Below are 16,115 nucleotides of genomic sequence, written 5' to 3'. Positions count from 1 at the left end.
AGGGCGGCCGGGTGGGCAAGCCGAGGTCGACTGCAACGGGCGTGCGGCTGCTAGCGCCGGTGGGTGGGCGAGCAGCGGCCCACGGCAGCAGAGCCGCGGCTGCGAACGCCGGGGCACCGGTACGACCCTGGACCGCAGCCCACAGCCAGGGCGGGCCGGTGGGCGAACAGAGCCCCGCGACAGCCGAGCCGCGGCAGCGAACGCCGGGGCACCGGTACGACCCTGGACCGCAGCCCACAGCCAGGGCGGGCCGGTGGGCGAGCAGAGGCCCACGGCAGCGGACCCGCGGCTGCGAACGCCGGGGCACCGGTACGACCCCGGACCGCAGCCCACAGCCAGGGCGGGCCGGTGGGCGAGCAGAGGCCCACGGCAGCAGACCCGCGGCCGCGAACGCCGGCGCACGGGCACGACCCTGGACCGCAGCCCACAGCCAGGGCGGGTGGGTGGGCGAACAGAGCCCCGCGGCAGCGGACCCGCGGCTGCAGGCGGCGGCGCCGGTGGGCGAACAGAGCCCCACGGCAGCGGACCCGCGGCTGCGGGCGGCGGGGCTCGTGGGCGAGCAGAGCCCCGCGGCAGTGGGCCCCGACTGCAAGCGCCGCGGAGCGGTTACGCGGGGAGCTCCGTGACCTTGCCGGCGGCGACCTCCAGCCGCCGATTCGTACGCACCGCGTCCAGCATCCGCCGGTCATGAGTGACAAGAAGCAACGTGCCCTCGTACGCGTCGAGCGCGGACTCGAGTTGCTCGATGGCCGGGAGGTCGAGGTGGTTGGTCGGCTCGTCCAGGACGAGGAGGTTGACGCCCCGCCCCTGGAGGAGGGCCAGCGCCGAGCGGGTGCGCTCGCCCGGGGACAGCGTCGCGGCGGACCGCAGGACGTGATCCGCCTTGAGACCGAACTTGGCGAGCAGGGTGCGGACTTCGGCCGGCTCGGTGTCGGGCACGGCGGCACAGAACGCGTCGAGCAGTGACTCGGAGCCGTGGAAGAGCTTGCGGGCCTGGTCGACCTCGCCGACGACCACGCCCGATCCGAGCGCGGCATGCCCGGCGTCCAGCGGGACGCGGCCGAGCAGCGCCCCGAGCAGCGTCGATTTGCCCGCGCCGTTCGCTCCGGTGACGGCGACCCGGTCGGCCCAGTCGATCTGCAGTGTCGCGGGGCCGAAGAGGTAGTCGCCGCGCCGCACCTCCGCGTCGCGCAGGGTGGCGACGACCGCGCCGGACCGCGGCGCCGCCGCGATCTCCATGCGCAGCTCCCATTCCTTGCGCGGCTCGTCGACGACGTCGAGCCGTTCGATCATGCGCTGGGTCTGCCGGGCCTTGGCGGCCTGCTTCTCGCTGGCCTCGCTGCGGAACTTGCGGCCGATCTTGTCGTTGTCGTTGCCGGCCTTGCGCCGTGCGTTCTTGACGCCCTTGTCCATCCAGGAACGCTGCATCTGGGCGCGGCCCTTCAGCGCGGCCCGCTTGTCGGCGTACTCCTCGAAGTCCTCGCGGGCGTGCCGGCGCGCGGTCTCGCGCTCCTCCAGGTAGGCCTCGTACCCGCCGCCGTAGAGGGTGATCTGCTGCTGTGCGAGGTCGAGTTCGAGGACCTTGGTGACGGTGCGGGTCAGGAACTCGCGGTCGTGGCTGACGACGACGGTCCCGGCGCGCAGCCCGCCGACGAAGCGTTCGAGCCGCTCCAGGCCGTCCAGGTCGAGATCGTTCGTGGGCTCGTCGAGCAGGAACACGTCGTAGCGGGAGAGCAGCAGCGAAGCGAGTCCGGCCCGGGCGGCCTGGCCGCCGGACAGGGAGGTCATCGGCTGGTCCAGGTCGACGGCGAGGCCGAGGGAGTCGGCCACCTCCTCGGCCCGCTCGTCGAGGTCCGCGCCGCCGAGTGCGAGCCAGCGCTCCAGGCTCGCCGCGTAGGCGTCGTCCGCGCCGGGCGCTCCGTCGACGAGGGCCTGCGTCGCCTCGTCCATCACCCGCTGGGCCTCGGTGACCCCGGTGCGACGGCCGAGGAACGCGCGGACGGTCTCGCCCGCGCGCCGCTCGGGCTCCTGTGGCAGGTGCCCGACGGTCGCGGACGGCGGCGACAGGCGCAGCTCGCCCTGTTCCGGGGTGAGGAGTCCGGCGAGCAGCCGCAGCAGGGTGGACTTGCCCGCGCCGTTGGCGCCGACGAGTCCGATCACGTCGCCGGGCGCGACGACGAGGTCGAGTCCGGCGAAGAGGGAGCGGTCGCCGTGGCCGGCGGCGAGGTTCTTGGCGACGAGGGTGGCAGTCATCAGGACGCCGATCCTAACGGGCCGTCCTGCCGTGGCGCGCCGGAGATCTCAGTGGGCCATCGCCTCCACCAGCACGCTTCCCGAGGTCCTGGCCACGATGAACGACTCCCCCTTCACGGCCTTGGCGTCCAGTGCGACTCGATGGCGGCCCGCCTCCAGGATGCCGTCGAAGACGTCGTGCGCGTGGGTGCGGGAGAGCCGGTCGAGCCGGTACGCGGTGAGCTGGACACGGCAGGTGGAAGTGACCTCGATGCCTGCCTCGCCGTCGGCCGCGACGAGCCGGGTGAGCCGGCGCTGTTCCCGCGGGCTGCGGTCGAGCGCGTGCTCGATCTGGGCGACGAGGAGGGGGACGATGGGGGCGAGTCCGTCGACGTAGGCGACGTCGACGGAGGCGTCGCGGAACGACGCGCGTACGGCGGCCCGTTCGGGTTCGCCGACGGTCCGGCCGAAGACCACGGCGCCGTAGCCGCGCAGTTCGTCGGCGGGGACGTCGGCGGCGTCGCGGGTGATGTCGGCGCCGATGCCGATGGTGCGCAGGGCGGCGGCAAGCCGGGCGAGCAGGGCGACCCGGGCGCCGATGAGCAGGACGCGGCGGCGGGGTTCCGACTCGCCGCCGAGGAGGGAGTGCAGTGCGCTGCGGTATTCGGCGCCGCGGAAGCGGAACGGCCCTATGCCGTGGTAGCCGTTGAGTTCGAGATCGGCGGGTTCACCGGTCTGCCAGGCGAAGTCGCGCCACACGTAGTCGTCGCCGTCCCGCTCGATCACGGCGGTGACGGCGCCGCATTCGAGGCTCGCGCACTCGGGGCAGCCGTAGATGATGTAGCGGTCCCCGTCGAGCGGGGCCTCGGCCTCCAGGAGGAGGCTGCGCACCTGGGCGGTGAAGATCGCGGGCGGCACGTCGGAGGCGAGCGGGGACACCGCGTCGAGGTCGGAGAGGCGGAACAGCAGCGGGCGGCCGTCGACGATGAAGTCCACGAAGTCCCGGTGCACTTGGTAGTCACCGTTGGCGAGGACTCCACCGGCACGCATCGCCGGTGCCAGGCCGAAGGTCGCGTACTCGGCAGACATGCTGTGAGTATTCCCGCACCGAGGGTGATGTGAGCACGGCATGACGTATTCCGCTAACGTCCCCGCGTGGAGAGCGCTCGCAGTGGTGATGTGATCGTGGTCGGCAGCGGGGTCGTCGGTCTGACGACGGCGGTCGTGCTGGCCGAGGGCGGCGCACGGGTACGGGTGTGGGCGCGGGAGTCCGCGCAGCGGACCACCTCGGCCGTTGCGGGCGCCCTGTGGTGGCCGTACCGCATCGAGCCGAAGGAGCTCGCCCGCGCGTGGGCCCTGCGATCGCTGTCGGTGTACGAGGAGTTGGCGGGGCGTCCGGAGGAGACGGGCGTACGGGTGGTCGAGGGTGTACTCGGTGAGACACGCCTGGACGAGCAGGCGCCGTGGGCCGCCGGGCGGCTCGCGGGGCTGCGGGCGGCGACGTCCGCGGAGTACGCGGGGCAGGGGCTGTGGGCCCGGCTGCCGCTGGTCGACATGCCGGTGCACCTGGGGTGGTTGCGCGAGCGGTTCCTGAGGGCGGGCGGGGTGATCGAGGAACGCACGGTGACGGACCTGGCGGAGGCGGCAGCTCCGGTCGTCGTGAACTGCACGGGGCTGGGCGCTCGGGAGCTCGTGCCCGATCCCGCGGTGCGTCCGGTGCGGGGGCAGCTGGTGATCGTGGAGAACCCGGGGATCCGCGAGTGGGTCGTGTCGACAGACGCGTCCGCCGGGACGACGACGTATGTCTTCCCGCAGCCGGACCGGGTGGTCCTGGGCGGCACCACCGACGAGGACGACTGGTCCCTGACGCCGGACCCGGAGGTGGCGGCGTCGATCGTCGCGCGATGCGCGGCGCTGCGTCCCGAGGTCGCCGGGGCGCGTGTGCTCGACCACCGGGTGGGGCTGCGGCCGGTGCGCGACGAGGTACGGCTGGAGCGCGAGGTGCTGCCGGACGGCAGGGTCCTGGTGCACAACTACGGGCACGGTGGCGCGGGAGTGACGGTGGCGTGGGGGTGTGCGTGGCAGGCGGCCGGGCTCGCGCACCCGGCCGCCTCCGCGTGAACGGCCACTTCGTGGGAAGCGGGCACCTCCCGGGGGGAACGGCCGCCTCCGCAGGGGAACAGCCGCCTCGTAGGAGGACGGCCGCCCCGTAGAGGAACAGCCACCTCGTAGGAGGACGGTCGCCCCGTAGGAGAACGGCCGCCTCGTAGAGGAACAGCAGCTCCGTAGAAGCGGCCGCCCCCGTAGAAGCGGCCGCCCCCGTGGAAGCACCCGTTCTCAGCAGTCCGGCGCGGGTTCCGCGGCCGTGAGGTGGTACGGCGCGCGCTCGTCGAGGAGCAGGGGGACGAGGGCACGCAGGGACTGGCGCAGCGGGACGAGCACGCCGTCGGCCCCGCGTCGTACGCGTACGCCGTGCAGGGCGAGTTCGTCGCCGACGTCCGCGTACTGGTCCGCGGTGAGCCGGTACCCGCAGGGCGGGTCCTGGATCACCTCGGCCGGTTCGGCCGGGTCGTTGTCGGCGCCGCCGAGGTAGACCGGGCCGGTGTCGCCGTGGCCCGCGGCGCGGGCGGCGGCAGTGGCCTCCGCGACCTGCCCGCCCCGCTCCCGGGTGAATCGGAACAGTCCGCCCAGTGCGGCGAGCTGCGACTGGACCCGGCGACGGTTGTTCGCGGGTGCCGCGCTGCCGTCGAGCGGTTCCACCCGGCTCTCGATGAGCAGGCCCACGGAGTGTTTGACGCCGGACATGTTCCGCAGGATGCGTTCCTGTCCGTCGCCCGCGGTCTGCTTGACGGGATCGCCGGTCACGGGGTCGGTCCAGATGCCGTACGTGCCGGTCGAGTACCCGCCTGCCCGGGCGGCGGGCCGTACGTACTTTCCCGACAGGGTCTGCGCCTCGTCGTGCACGGCCGCGTCCGTGTTGAGGTTGCGCGGCCAGAGGTCGAAGAGGTCCTTGTCGTAGTACTTCGGGGTGGCGCCGTACTCGTGGAGGTCGTAGACGACGTCGGGTCCGCGGTCGCGCAGGACCGCTGCCGTCGCGCGGGCCTCGGCGGTCGTGAGGGCGAGGTGGTCCCGGTTGATGTCGACGCCGTCGGCGTTCCCCCGGGTGTCGGCGGCGCGGCCGTCGGGGTTGGCGGTGGGCAGGACCAGCACGGTGGTGCGATCGAGCAGGCGCCGGGTCGGCCCGTCCTCGGCGAACGCCAGGTCGCGGACCGTGCTGAGGCACGCCTCGCGGCCCGCGGGTTCGTCGCCGTGCTGGCTGCACACCAGCAGGACGGTCGTGGGCGTGCGATGCGTGCCGACGCGGACGAGCCGGAGGGGGCGGCCCTGTCCGGTCGTCCCGATCCGGGTGACGGAGACCCTGTCGCTCGCCCGGTCGACGGCGGTGAGGAAGTCCCGCTCCTCACGCTCGCCGGTCCAGCGCGCTCCCCCGCTGCGTTCGAATCCGGTGCGCGGCGGGGTGTCCGCCGCGTGTGCCGGCGCGGTCAGCGGGGGCGCCGCCAGGGCCGTGGCGGTGACCGCCACGGCCAGGGCTCGTGCGCGTAAGGCGCTCAACGGGCCTCCCCGGGCACCGGGAGTGCGGTGCGGGGTGCGCCCACCCCGTCGAGGACGGACGGGCGGGGTGCCGCTGCCGTCGCGCCCGCCGTCGCCCGCTCGAAGGCGTCGGAGCCGCCGACCAGCGGGACCCTGGCCGAGGTGCGGGTCAGGTCGAGGGTCAGGGTCGGTGTGCTCGACGGGGGGTCGATGAGGTCCTTGTCGGTGCCCGCGATGATCAGTGCGAGCCGGTGGCCCTCGGGCACGACGTGGTCGGTGGCCGCCAGGTCGAGCGTGATGGTGTAGGCGCGGCCGGGGGTCAGCGGGACGCCCTTCGTGTCCGAGGCGTGATGGCCGAGGTCGGCCCAGCCGCGGCTGAACACCGTGTAGTCGACGTCGGTCTTCTTCGCCTCGGTGTCCTTGAAGCAGGCGCTGTCGCCGGCCGTGCTCGCGCCCCAGCAGGTGCGGTCGGTGAGGGTGGTGATGCCCTCACCGCCGGCCGCGTAGTCGCGGATGGTGTCCGGTCCGAGGTCGACGAGGACGGCGGAGAGGTGGGCCGTGGACGTGGTGGGGGTGGCGGTGACGGTCACCTTGGAGGAGCCGGAGAGCCGCAGGTCCCGGGTGAGCGGCTCGGTGACGAAGCCGGCCTTCTCGGCGGTCGGCGCGTCGATGTGCGCGGCCCAGTCGGTCTCGCTCAGCGCCGGGTTGTCGGTGAAGGTCTCGGTTCCGGAGCCCGTCCGCAGGCCGAGGGTGCCGACGCCGGCCTGGGTGCCGGTGTCCGGCCGCAGGGTCGTCGTGCTCGTGGCGCGCGGCGGCCAGACGCTCGACGTGACCCACTGGTCGGGGTGCCGTTCGATGTCGGCCATGGGTTCGTCGTCGATGCCGTTGTCGTAGCCGAGGAGTTCGTGGTCGAACCAGCGGTGCAGGGTGTCGGTCCAGGTGGCGCGGCGGAAGTCGAAGGGGTCGACGTGGCCGGTCTGGGAGAGCCAGATCTTGCGCTCGACGCCGTTCCTGGCGAGGGCGTCCCACCACTGGCCGAAGTGCTTGGTGCGGACGTTGAGGTCCTGCATGCCGTGGATCAGGAAAACGCTGGCCCTGACCTTGCTCGCGTCCTTCACGTAGTCGCGTTCGGTCCACAGCGGCGTCCAGTCGCCGGTGCGCGGTGCCTGGTCGACGAGCTTCTGCTGCACGGCGGCGCACTTGGCGCGGGCGTCGGGGCTGTCGACGTAGTCGGAGAGCCAGTCCGGGCCCGAGTCGTAGAGCGGGGCGCCCTTGGCGAAGTAGTAGTCGTACCAGGAGGAGATGGCGCTGATCGGCACGATGGTCTTCAGGCCCTTGACGCCGGTGGCGGCGACGCCGTTGGCGATGGTGCCGTCCCAGCTCTTGCCGATCATGCCGGTTCTGCCGTTGGTCCAGGTGGCCTTGGCCGAGGTGGTGCCGGTGCGCGTGGTGTACGCCCTGGCCCGGCCGTTCAGCCAGTCGACGACCGCCTTGGCCGACTGGATGTCGGAGCGTCCGCCGACGTCCACGCAGCCGTCGGAGCGGTTGGTGCCGGCGAGGTCGACGCCGACGAAGGCGTAGCCGCGCGGGACGAAGTAGTTGTCGTAGAAGAGCGGCATCTGGACAACGTTGCCGTTCGCGTCGTACGTCTTCTTCTGGCTCTCGTTGCCGCGTCCGCAGCAGGAGTAGTACGGGCTGGCGTCCATGATCACGGGTATCTTGCGGCCCTGCCGGGCGAGTTCGCGCGGCCGGACGACGTCGACGGCGACACGGTCGGTCTTCCCGTCGCCGTCGCCGTCGAGTCCGGTGTCGACCCACACCGATTCGCGGATCGCGTTCTCGTACGAGTAGACGGGGGTGCTCTCGCGCGGGGCGCTGTGTGCAGCGGCGGGGGCGAGGAACGAAGCCATCAGGGCGGCCGTGGCGGCCGTCGCGAGCGATCTCCAGGTCGTGAAGCGCATGCGGCGCACTGGTATCGGCATGCGCGGAAGGTACCCCGGTCGACTCCCGCGCAAAAGAGGGTCGGTGAAAGGTCCATGAGGCACCGTCAGTCATGTCGGCCGAATGGCGATCGTGTGACAGGGGTGGCTGTGGACACGCCTCGGGGCACAGGGACTCAATAGGCTCCGGACAGACTTCATGCCCCTACCACTTGGAGCTTGACGTGCACCGCAGACTCATCGCCCCGGGCGCGCTCGCGGCCCTCCTGCTGCTGGCGATCCCGGCATCGGCGGCCGGCAGTTCCCCGGGAGCGCCGGGCATCGGCGACCCCTACTACCCGGCCTACGGCAACGGCGGATACGACGTCTCGCACTACGATCTGCGGCTCACCTACCAGCCGCGGACGGACGAACTGGAGGGAACGGCGACCCTCCTGGCCACCACCACGCAGGACCTGTCGCGGTTCGACCTGGACTTCCTGCTCGACGTGAGCGAGGTGCGGGTCAACGGCGCGAAGGCGTCGTTCGCGACGTCCGGGCAGCACGAGCTGGAGATCACCCCGGCGAAGCCGCTGCCCAAGGGGACGCCGGTCACGGTCGTCGTCCGGTACAGCGGGGTGCCGTCCACGAAGAGCGCGTACGGCTTCTCGACCTGGCACCGCACCCCCGACGGTGCGGTCGCGGCGGACGAGCCCGAGGCGGCCTGGTGGTGGTACCCGAGCAACGACCATCCGCTGGACAAGGCGACGTACGACGTGTCGGTGGCGGTGCCCGACGGCACGCAGGCGATCTCCAACGGCACGCTCCAGTCGACGAGTTTGCGCCTGGGCTGGACCCGCTACAACTGGCGCTCGAACAAGCCGCAGGCGACCTATCTCACCACGCTCGCCGTCGGGAAGTTCGACATCACCACCAGCACGTCCGAGGGCGGTGTTCCGGTCGTCAACGCGTACAGCAAGGACCTCGGCGACAACGACGGCGCGGCGCGGGCCAGTGTGGAGCGGACCGGGGAGCTCGTCGACTGGCTGAGCGGCTACTTCGGGCCGTATCCGTTCAGTTCGGCGGGCGGTTACGTGCCCAACACGACGACCGGGTACGCGCTGGAGACGCAGACCCGCGTGTACTACAGCCCCAAGCAGTTCGCGAACGGCTCGAACACGTCCGTCGTCGTGCACGAGTTGGCGCACCAGTGGTACGGCGACGACGTGTCGCTGAAGGGCTGGAAGGACATCTGGATCAACGAGGGCTTCGCCCGCTACGCGCAGTGGCTGTGGTCGGAGCACGAGGGCGAGGGCACGGCCCAAGAACTCGCGGACTACGTGTACGCCTCGCACCCGGCGGACGACGCGTTCTGGACGGTCGAGCCCGGTGACCCGGGCCCGGAAGACCAGTTCGACATCGCGGTCTACGACCGGGGCGCCCTCGCCGTGCAGGCGCTGCGCAACGAGATCGGGGACGACGCCTTCTTCGCCGTCCTCAAGGGCTGGCCGAAGAAGCACGCGTACGGGAACGCGTCGGTCGACGACTTCCGGAAGTACGCCGAGCAGGTGTCCGGCACGTCGCTCGCCGCGTTGTTCGACACGTGGCTGTTCCAGCCGTCGAAGCCGGGTGTGTCCGCGGCGCGGAGTGTGTCCGTCGCCCGGGGCGAGGGGGTTCCGGCGCGGCCGCGGTCGTGGAAGCGGATCGCTGCGACGGACTCCGTCCATGTCCGCTGAGTGACGTCGGGCCGGTCGGTCCGGCGTCGGCGCTGCCCGTCCGTCCCTCTGCGGGCGGACGGGTGTGCGCGCCGCGCCGTGGCGCCCGGTGTCCTTCGCGCCCGGCTGGGGGTGACCGGCCGGACACGCGTCTGCGGCTCCGTGAAAGCCGAGCGCGCCGTTCCCCGCGCCCCTGGCGGGGCACACCTGCCGGACACGCGTCCGCGGCTCCGTGAGGGCCGAGCTCGCCGTTCCCCGCGCCCCTGACGGGGCGCCCCAGGAGCGCGACAGACGGGGCCGCCGGGGGACTCACGCGCCGGGGACGGCTGCCGGGGTCGTGGTGGCGCCTCGCTTCTCCAGTTCCGTGACGCGGGAGAGGAGTTCGGCGCGGCTGATGGCGTCGGCCCGGGTCGAGGGCACCGTGCAGGCGTACGCTCCGGCCACCACGCCGTACAGCCCGCACCGCAGCGGTGGTTCCCCGGCGAGTCGGCCGAAGAGGAAGCCGGAGGCGAAGGCGTCGCCCGCGCCGTTGGAGTCCACGACCGGTGCGGGAGGGGTGACCGCAGGGATGTGGGTCACCTCGCCGTCCACGAGCAGGTACGCGCCGTCCGCTCCGGCGGTGGCCGCCACGACCTCGGCCCGGCCCCGTTCGACGATCCGGCGCATCGTCCGCTCGGGGTCGGCCAGCGCGGTGGTGGACAGGAAGACGACGTCCGCGGCATGGGCGAACGGCTCGTGGTACGGGTTGTCGCCGTCCCAGTTGTGCAGGTCGGTCGAGAGCGTCAGGCCCGCTTCGCGCAGTACCGGCAGGGTGGCGGCGCACGGGTGGGTGATGACGACGTGGGCGTGGCGGCTCGCTCCGGCCAGCGCGCGCACCGTCTCCTCGGGCAGCCGGTCCGTTTCCCCGGAGCGGCTGTCGTCGTACAGCGACAGCCTCCGTCCCTGCGGGTCGACGAGGTTGACCGCCCGCTTGGTGCCGCCGGGCTGAAGGACGTCGGTGAGCGGGATCCCCCGGTCACGGTGGAGGGTCCGGACGAGTTCGCCCTCGTGGTCGTCGCCGATCATGTCGAGGTGGTGCGTGCGCAGGCCCAGGGCGTGCACACCGAGCGCGACGAAGTCCCCGCTCTGTCCGGCCCGGGTCTCGATGCCGGGCCGGATCATGTAACTGTCGGCGAACGGGAGCGGCAGTTCGGGGACATGGACGATCGTGTCCACGCCCGCGCCTCCCAGGACGAGGACGTCGATCTCGGGGCTGCTCATGGGTGTTCCTCTCGGCTCCGCGCTCGGTCGGCTGCGCCTGTCGGCACGTGAGTCAAGCAGCGCCGCGACGCCCCTGACAATGCCTTGCAGCATCTTTCTGCAAGGCATTGCAGACGGAACGTGCCTGCTGGGAGCAGGAGTTGGGCAGACGGGCGGTCGCGGGCGGTCGCGGGCGGTCGCGGGCGGTCGCGGGCGGTCGCGGGCGGTCGACGGTACGAGAAATGGCGCCGTCCCGCACAGGGAAGATGTGCGGGACGACGCCATCACGGGGGGCCACCGTCGGTGGCCGCCGGGCCGCTACTTCATGAGTTCGCCGAGCTCCCGGTCCTCGGCCTGCGAGACGCGACGCCGGACCGCGAACCAGCCGCCGACCAGCAGGGCCCCGATCACCGGGATGAGCAGGAGCGTCTTGCGGCCGACCTCGGGGTCGTTCCACATCAGGCCGAGCACGGCCACCAGGAAGACCACGGTGACGATCTCGGTGAACGGGCTGCCCGGCAGGCGGAACGAGGGACGCGTCACCAGCCCCTCCTTGGCCCGGCGGACGAACATCAGGTGACAGATCATGATGATCACCCAGGTGCTGATGACGCCGAGCGACGCCACGTTCAGGACGATCTCGAAGGCCTGGCTCGGCATGAGGTAGTTCAGCCCGACACCGAGCACGCACACCGCGCAGGTGAGCAGGATGCCGCCGTACGGCACCTGGCTGCGGTTCATCCTCGCGGTGAACCTGGGGGCCGAGCCCGCCGAGGCCATCGAGCGCAGGATGCGGCCGGTGGAGTACAGGCCGGAGTTCAGCGAGGACATGGCGGCCGTCAGGACGACCAGGTTCATCACGTCGCCGGCGGCCGGGATGCCGACCTTGGAGAGGACCGTGACGAAGGGGCTCTCGCCGGCGGAGTAGACGGATCCGGGCAGCAGCAGCGCGAGGAGCACGACCGAGCCGACGTAGAAGAGGCCGACGCGCCACATGATCGAGTTCACCGCGCGCGGGACGACCTTCTCCGGCTCGGCGGTCTCGCCCGCGGCGACACCGACCAGTTCCAGCGCCGCGTACGCGAAGATCACGCCCTGCATGACCAGGACGACCGGCATCACACCGTGCGGGAGGAGCCCGCCGTGGTCGGTGATGACGCCGACCCCGGGCGTCCGGCCGCCGACCTGGTGCTGCGTGGCGAGCAGGAAGATGCCGATCAGCATGAACGCGACGAGCGTGGCGACCTTGATGATCGCGAACCAGAACTCCATCTCACCGAAGATCTTCACCGAGATCAGGTTCACGGCGAGGACCACGGCGAGGGCGATGAGCGCCAGCACCCACTGCGGGATGTCGGTGAAGAAGCTCCAGTAGTGCGTGTAGAGCGCGATCGCGGTGATGTCCGCGATACCGGTCGTCGACCAGTTCAGGAAGTACATCCACCCGGCGACGTAGGCGCCCTTCTCGCCGAGGAACTCGCGCGCGTACGACACGAAGGATCCGGAGGAGGGCCGGTAGAGGACCAGCTCACCGAGGGCGCGCACCACGAAGAAGGCGAAGACGCCGCAGACGAGGTAGGCGATGGCGAGTGCGGGGCCCGCGCTGTGGAGGCGCCCGCCGGCTCCGAGGAAGAGTCCGGTGCCGATCGCGCCGCCGATGGCGATCATGTTGACGTGGCGGGCCTTGAGGTCCTTGCTGTAGCCGGCGTCGCCCGCGTCCGCGGGCGCGCGGGTCGCATCGGTGAGGGATGCGGCCTTGGCCGTGTCTACGGCTTCCTTGGTCACGGGTGGGTCTACTCTCTGGTGCGCCCGACGCACCGGGGCTCGGGTGTCCGGATATGTCACGGTCCGCCCTTCATGAGGTGGTACGGACCAAGACGACACCTTCCCCGAGAGATCACGGGCATGCGATGACGCATGCCACACAGCGGAACATCTCACATGGTGATCAAGGGCTGTACGGGACGCGATCAAGGCGATATCAGGCCTCACGGGCACTTTCACAAGGTTGGTGAGACAGTAATACTGTTGCACCGTGTCCTCGTCCGTCCCGGAGGGCGGGCGCCGCACCACCCGGAAGGTGAGGACCTGCCATGACCACGGACACCGAGGAGTCGACGTTCACCGTCGACGAGCTGGCCGCGCGGGCAGGCGTCACGGTCCGGACGATCCGCTTCTACAGCGCGAAGGGCCTGCTCCCGCCGCCCGTGATCGGCCCGCGGCGCGTGGGGCACTACAGCCGGCAGCACCTGGCCCGGCTGGCTCTCATCGAGGAACTGCAGCACCAGGGCATGACGCTGGCGGCGATCGAGCGCCATCTGGCACAGCTGCCGCCCGGCCTGAGCGCCCACGACCTGGCCATTCACCGCGCCGTGGTGGCCTCCTGGGCACCCGACGCGGTGGAGGCGGTGTCGCGCGAGGAGCTGGAGCGGAGGGCCGGCCGGCCGCTGGAGGACGAGGACCTGGACCGGCTGACCGCCATGCAGGTCCTCGAGCGGACCTCGGACTCCTTCCGCGTGGATCCGGCGCTGCTGCGACTCGGTGTCCAGCTGCTGGACGTGCCCATCGCCCACGAGGCGGTCCTCGCGGCGCGGACGGTCCTGCTGGAGCACTCCCGCGCGGCGGCCCGCGAGCTGTCCGCGCTGCTGCGCGAGGCGGTGGGCGAGCAGGAGTCCGTCGCGGCGGTGAAGTCGCTGTCCGCGCACATGGAGCCACTGGTCGTGCAGGCCCTGCTCACCACGTTCCAGCGCTCGCTGAAGGAGGAGCTGCGGGAGTGGCTCAAGCAGTCCTGACCTGCCCCTGCTCCCCCGCCCGGAGGTCCTGTCACAGGTAGGCGGACCCACCGGCCGCATTGAGGGTCTGGCCGGTCGGGAAGCCGCTGCCCCGGTCGACCACGTACAGCAGCGTGGACAGCAGGTCGGACGGTTCCTGGGTCCTCGGCACGACCTGCCGGGCGCGGACGTGCTCGAAACCGCCGACCGCTCAGGGGGGCCGCGCGGCGGTGGCCGTGCGCACCGTGCTCGGCGCGATCGCGCTGGCCGTGGTGCCGTACGGGCCGGGCGCCGACGTCGGCGCGCGCGTGAAGCCGACCCTCGGTGGGGGCGGGGACCGGTTCGCGGTCGGCGTCCGGTCCCCGCCCCCGGGGAGCAAGCCCCGCAGACCACTCAGCGGTACGTCGGGTACGGCCGGGGAGGCGGGTGTGTGCGGTTACTTGTCGCTGAACCGCTCGCCCTTCTCCGCCTTCTCGACGAGCAGCGCGGGCGGCGTGAACCGCGTTCCGTAGCGGTCGGCGAGCTCACGCGCACGGGCCACGAAGCCGGGCAGGCCGCCCTCGTAGCCGTTGATGTACTGGAGGACGCCACCGGTCCAGCCGGGGAAGCCGATGCCGAAGATGGAACCGATGTTGGCGTCGGCGACGGACGTGAGGACGCCTTCCTCCAGGAGCCGGACGGTGTCCAGCGCCTCGGAGAAGAGCATGCGCTCCTGCATGTCCCGGAAGGGGATCTCGTGTCCCGCCTTGGTGAAGTGCTCGCGCAGGCCGGGCCACAGCCTGCCGCGCCTGCCGTCCTCGCCGTACTCGTAGAAGCCCGCTCCGCCGCTGCGACCGGTGCGCCCGAACTCGTCGACCATGCGGTCGATGACGGCCTCGGCCGGGTGCGTCTCCCAGGTGCCGCCGGCCTCCTCGACGGCCTGCTTCGACTCCTTGCGGATCTTGCGCGGCAGGGTGAGCGTGAGCTCGTCCATCAGGGAGAGGACCTTGGCGGGATAGCCGGCCTGTGCGGCGGCCTGCTCGACCGACGCGGGCTCGATGCCCTCGCCGACCATCGCGACGCCCTCGTTGATGAAGTGGCCGATGACGCGGGAGGTGAAGAATCCGCGGGAGTCGTTGACGACGATCGGGGTCTTCTTGATCTGGCGCACCAGGTCGAAGGCGCGTGCCAGTGCCTCGTCGCCGGTCCGCTCGCCCTTGATGATCTCGACGAGCGGCATCTTGTCGACGGGCGAGAAGAAGTGCAGACCGATGAAGTCGTCCTGCCGCTCGACGCCTTCGGCGAGGACGGTGATCGGGAGGGTCGAGGTGTTGGAGCACAGTAGTGCGTCCGGCTCGACGATGTTCTCGATCTCCTGGAACACCTTGTGCTTGAGCGAGGTGTCCTCGAAGACGGCCTCGATCACGGCGTCGCAGCCGGCCAGGTCGTTCGGGTCGGCGGTCGGCGTGATGCGGGCGAGCAGCTCGTCGGCCTTCTGCTGGGTCGTACGTCCCCGGGAGACGGCCTTGGCGCAGAGCTTCTCGGAGTAGGCCTTGCCCTTGGCCGCCGCCTCCGCCGAGACGTCCTTGAGGACGACGTCGATGCCGGCGCGGGCGCAGGAGTAGGCGATGCCCGCACCCATCATCCCGGCGCCGAGGACGGCGACCTTGCGGACCTGGCGCGGCTCGATGCCCTGGGGCCGGTTGGCGCCGGAGTTGACCGCCTGGAGGTCGAAGAAGAACGCCTGGATCATGTTCTTCGAGGTCTGGCCCGTCACCAGCTCGGTGAAGTAGCGGGCCTCGATGACGAGCGCGGTCTCGAAGTCGACCTGGGAGCCCTCGACCGCGGCGGCGAGGATGTTGCGCGGGGCCGGGTAGGGGGCGCCGCCCAGCTGCTTGCGCAGGTTGGCCGGGAAGGCGGGCAGGTTGGCGGCGAACTTCGGGTTGGACGGCGTGCCGCCCGGAATCTTGTAGCCCGGCTTGTCCCAGGGCTGCTGCGACTCGGGGTTGGCGTCGATGAAGGCGCGTGCCTTGGCGAGCATCTCCTCGGGGGTGGCCGCGATCTCGTGGACCAGGCCGTTCTCCTGGGCGCGCTGCGGGGAGTACTGGGTGCCCTGGAGCAGCACCTTGAGGAGGGCGTCGGTGATGCCCATGAGGCGGACGGTGCGGGTGACGCCGCCGCCCGCGGGCAGCAGGCCGAGGGTGACCTCGGGCAGGCCGATCTTGGAGCCGGGCGCGTCGAGGGCGACGCGGTGGTGGGAGGCGAGGGCGATCTCGTAACCGCCGCCGAGCGCGGCGCCGTTGATGGCGGCGACGACCGGCTTGCCGAGGGTCTCGATGCGGCGCAGGCAGCCCTTGATGTCCGTGCCCAGGTCGAAGGCCTGCTGGGCGTCCTCCGGACCGGCCTTGATCATGTCCTTGAGGTCGCCGCCCGCGAAGAAGGTCTTCTTCGCGGAGGTGTAGATGATGCCTCGGATGGAGTCCTTCTCGGCCTCGACGCGGTCGGCGACGGCCGCGATCGATTCCTTGAAGGCCTGGTTCATCGTGTTGGCGGACTGGTTGGGGTCGTCGAGGACGAGGGTGACGACGCCGGTCTCGTCCTGTTCCCAGCGGATGGTGGTGCTCTCGGTCATGGGGAGGGTCTCCGGTCTCCGTTGAAGTCTGGTGGTC

Annotated in this window: 10 protein-coding genes; 3 read left to right on the top strand and 7 right to left on the bottom strand. The window is 71.6% G+C overall.

What is annotated here, in order from left to right; genetic code table 11:
• Positions 1-606: 606 nt before the first annotated feature.
• Positions 607-2,253, bottom strand: coding sequence for an ABC-F family ATP-binding cassette domain-containing protein (locus ACSYGO_RS37880; RefSeq protein ID WP_460389422.1), 1,647 nt, complete (start codon positions 2,251-2,253; stop codon positions 607-609).
• 48 nt (positions 2,254-2,301) lie between these two features.
• Positions 2,302-3,321: an oxidoreductase gene (locus ACSYGO_RS37875; protein ID WP_432175130.1), complete on the bottom strand. Its 1,020-nt coding sequence runs from the start codon at positions 3,319-3,321 to the stop codon at positions 2,302-2,304.
• 66 nt (positions 3,322-3,387) lie between these two features.
• Here ACSYGO_RS37875 and ACSYGO_RS37870 point away from each other — a divergent pair, with 66 nt between their 5' ends.
• Positions 3,388-4,353 carry an FAD-dependent oxidoreductase gene (locus ACSYGO_RS37870; RefSeq protein ID WP_460389420.1) on the top strand — a complete coding sequence of 322 codons (966 nt, stop codon included), beginning with the start codon at positions 3,388-3,390 and terminating at the stop codon, positions 4,351-4,353.
• A 216-nt stretch (positions 4,354-4,569) separates the two neighbouring features.
• On the opposite strand, the gene ACSYGO_RS37865 is transcribed toward ACSYGO_RS37870, so the two are convergent.
• The gene (locus ACSYGO_RS37865) at positions 4,570-5,844 is read right to left on the bottom strand and encodes a M14 family metallopeptidase (RefSeq protein ID WP_460389419.1); all 1,275 of its coding nucleotides are present in this window, start codon (positions 5,842-5,844) and stop codon (positions 4,570-4,572) included.
• On the bottom strand, positions 5,841-7,805 hold the full coding sequence (locus tag ACSYGO_RS37860) for a Xaa-Pro dipeptidyl-peptidase (protein WP_432175132.1): 1,965 nt from the start codon (positions 7,803-7,805) through the stop codon (positions 5,841-5,843). Before ACSYGO_RS37860 ends, ACSYGO_RS37865 begins: the two co-directional genes overlap by 4 nt.
• Positions 7,806-7,987: 182 nt before the next feature.
• On the opposite strand from ACSYGO_RS37860, the gene ACSYGO_RS37855 reads away from it, so the two are divergent.
• A complete protein-coding gene (locus ACSYGO_RS37855; RefSeq protein ID WP_460389417.1) occupies positions 7,988-9,478 on the top strand; it encodes a M1 family metallopeptidase in 1,491 nt (496 codons plus the stop codon).
• Between the two features lie 288 nt (positions 9,479-9,766).
• On the opposite strand, the gene ACSYGO_RS37850 is transcribed toward ACSYGO_RS37855, so the two are convergent.
• A complete protein-coding gene (locus tag ACSYGO_RS37850; RefSeq protein WP_432188584.1) occupies positions 9,767-10,717 on the bottom strand; it encodes an adenosine kinase in 951 nt (316 codons plus the stop codon).
• A 297-nt stretch (positions 10,718-11,014) separates the two neighbouring features.
• Entirely contained in the window at positions 11,015-12,481 is a 1,467-nt protein-coding gene (locus ACSYGO_RS37845; protein WP_426678465.1) for an amino acid permease, read from the bottom strand.
• A 308-nt stretch (positions 12,482-12,789) separates the two neighbouring features.
• On the opposite strand from ACSYGO_RS37845, the gene ACSYGO_RS37840 reads away from it, so the two are divergent.
• The gene (locus ACSYGO_RS37840) at positions 12,790-13,488 is read left to right on the top strand and encodes a MerR family transcriptional regulator (RefSeq protein ID WP_432175135.1); all 699 of its coding nucleotides are present in this window, start codon (positions 12,790-12,792) and stop codon (positions 13,486-13,488) included.
• Between the two features lie 415 nt (positions 13,489-13,903).
• On the opposite strand, the gene ACSYGO_RS37835 is transcribed toward ACSYGO_RS37840, so the two are convergent.
• On the bottom strand, positions 13,904-16,078 hold the full coding sequence (locus ACSYGO_RS37835) for a 3-hydroxyacyl-CoA dehydrogenase NAD-binding domain-containing protein (protein WP_432175136.1): 2,175 nt from the start codon (positions 16,076-16,078) through the stop codon (positions 13,904-13,906).
• Positions 16,079-16,115 lie beyond the last annotated feature (37 nt).

The sequence above is a fragment of the Streptomyces krungchingensis genome (genome assembly GCF_054729265.1).
Note: the sequence above shows the minus strand (reverse complement) of the source record. Positions and strands in the feature narration are given on the sequence as shown.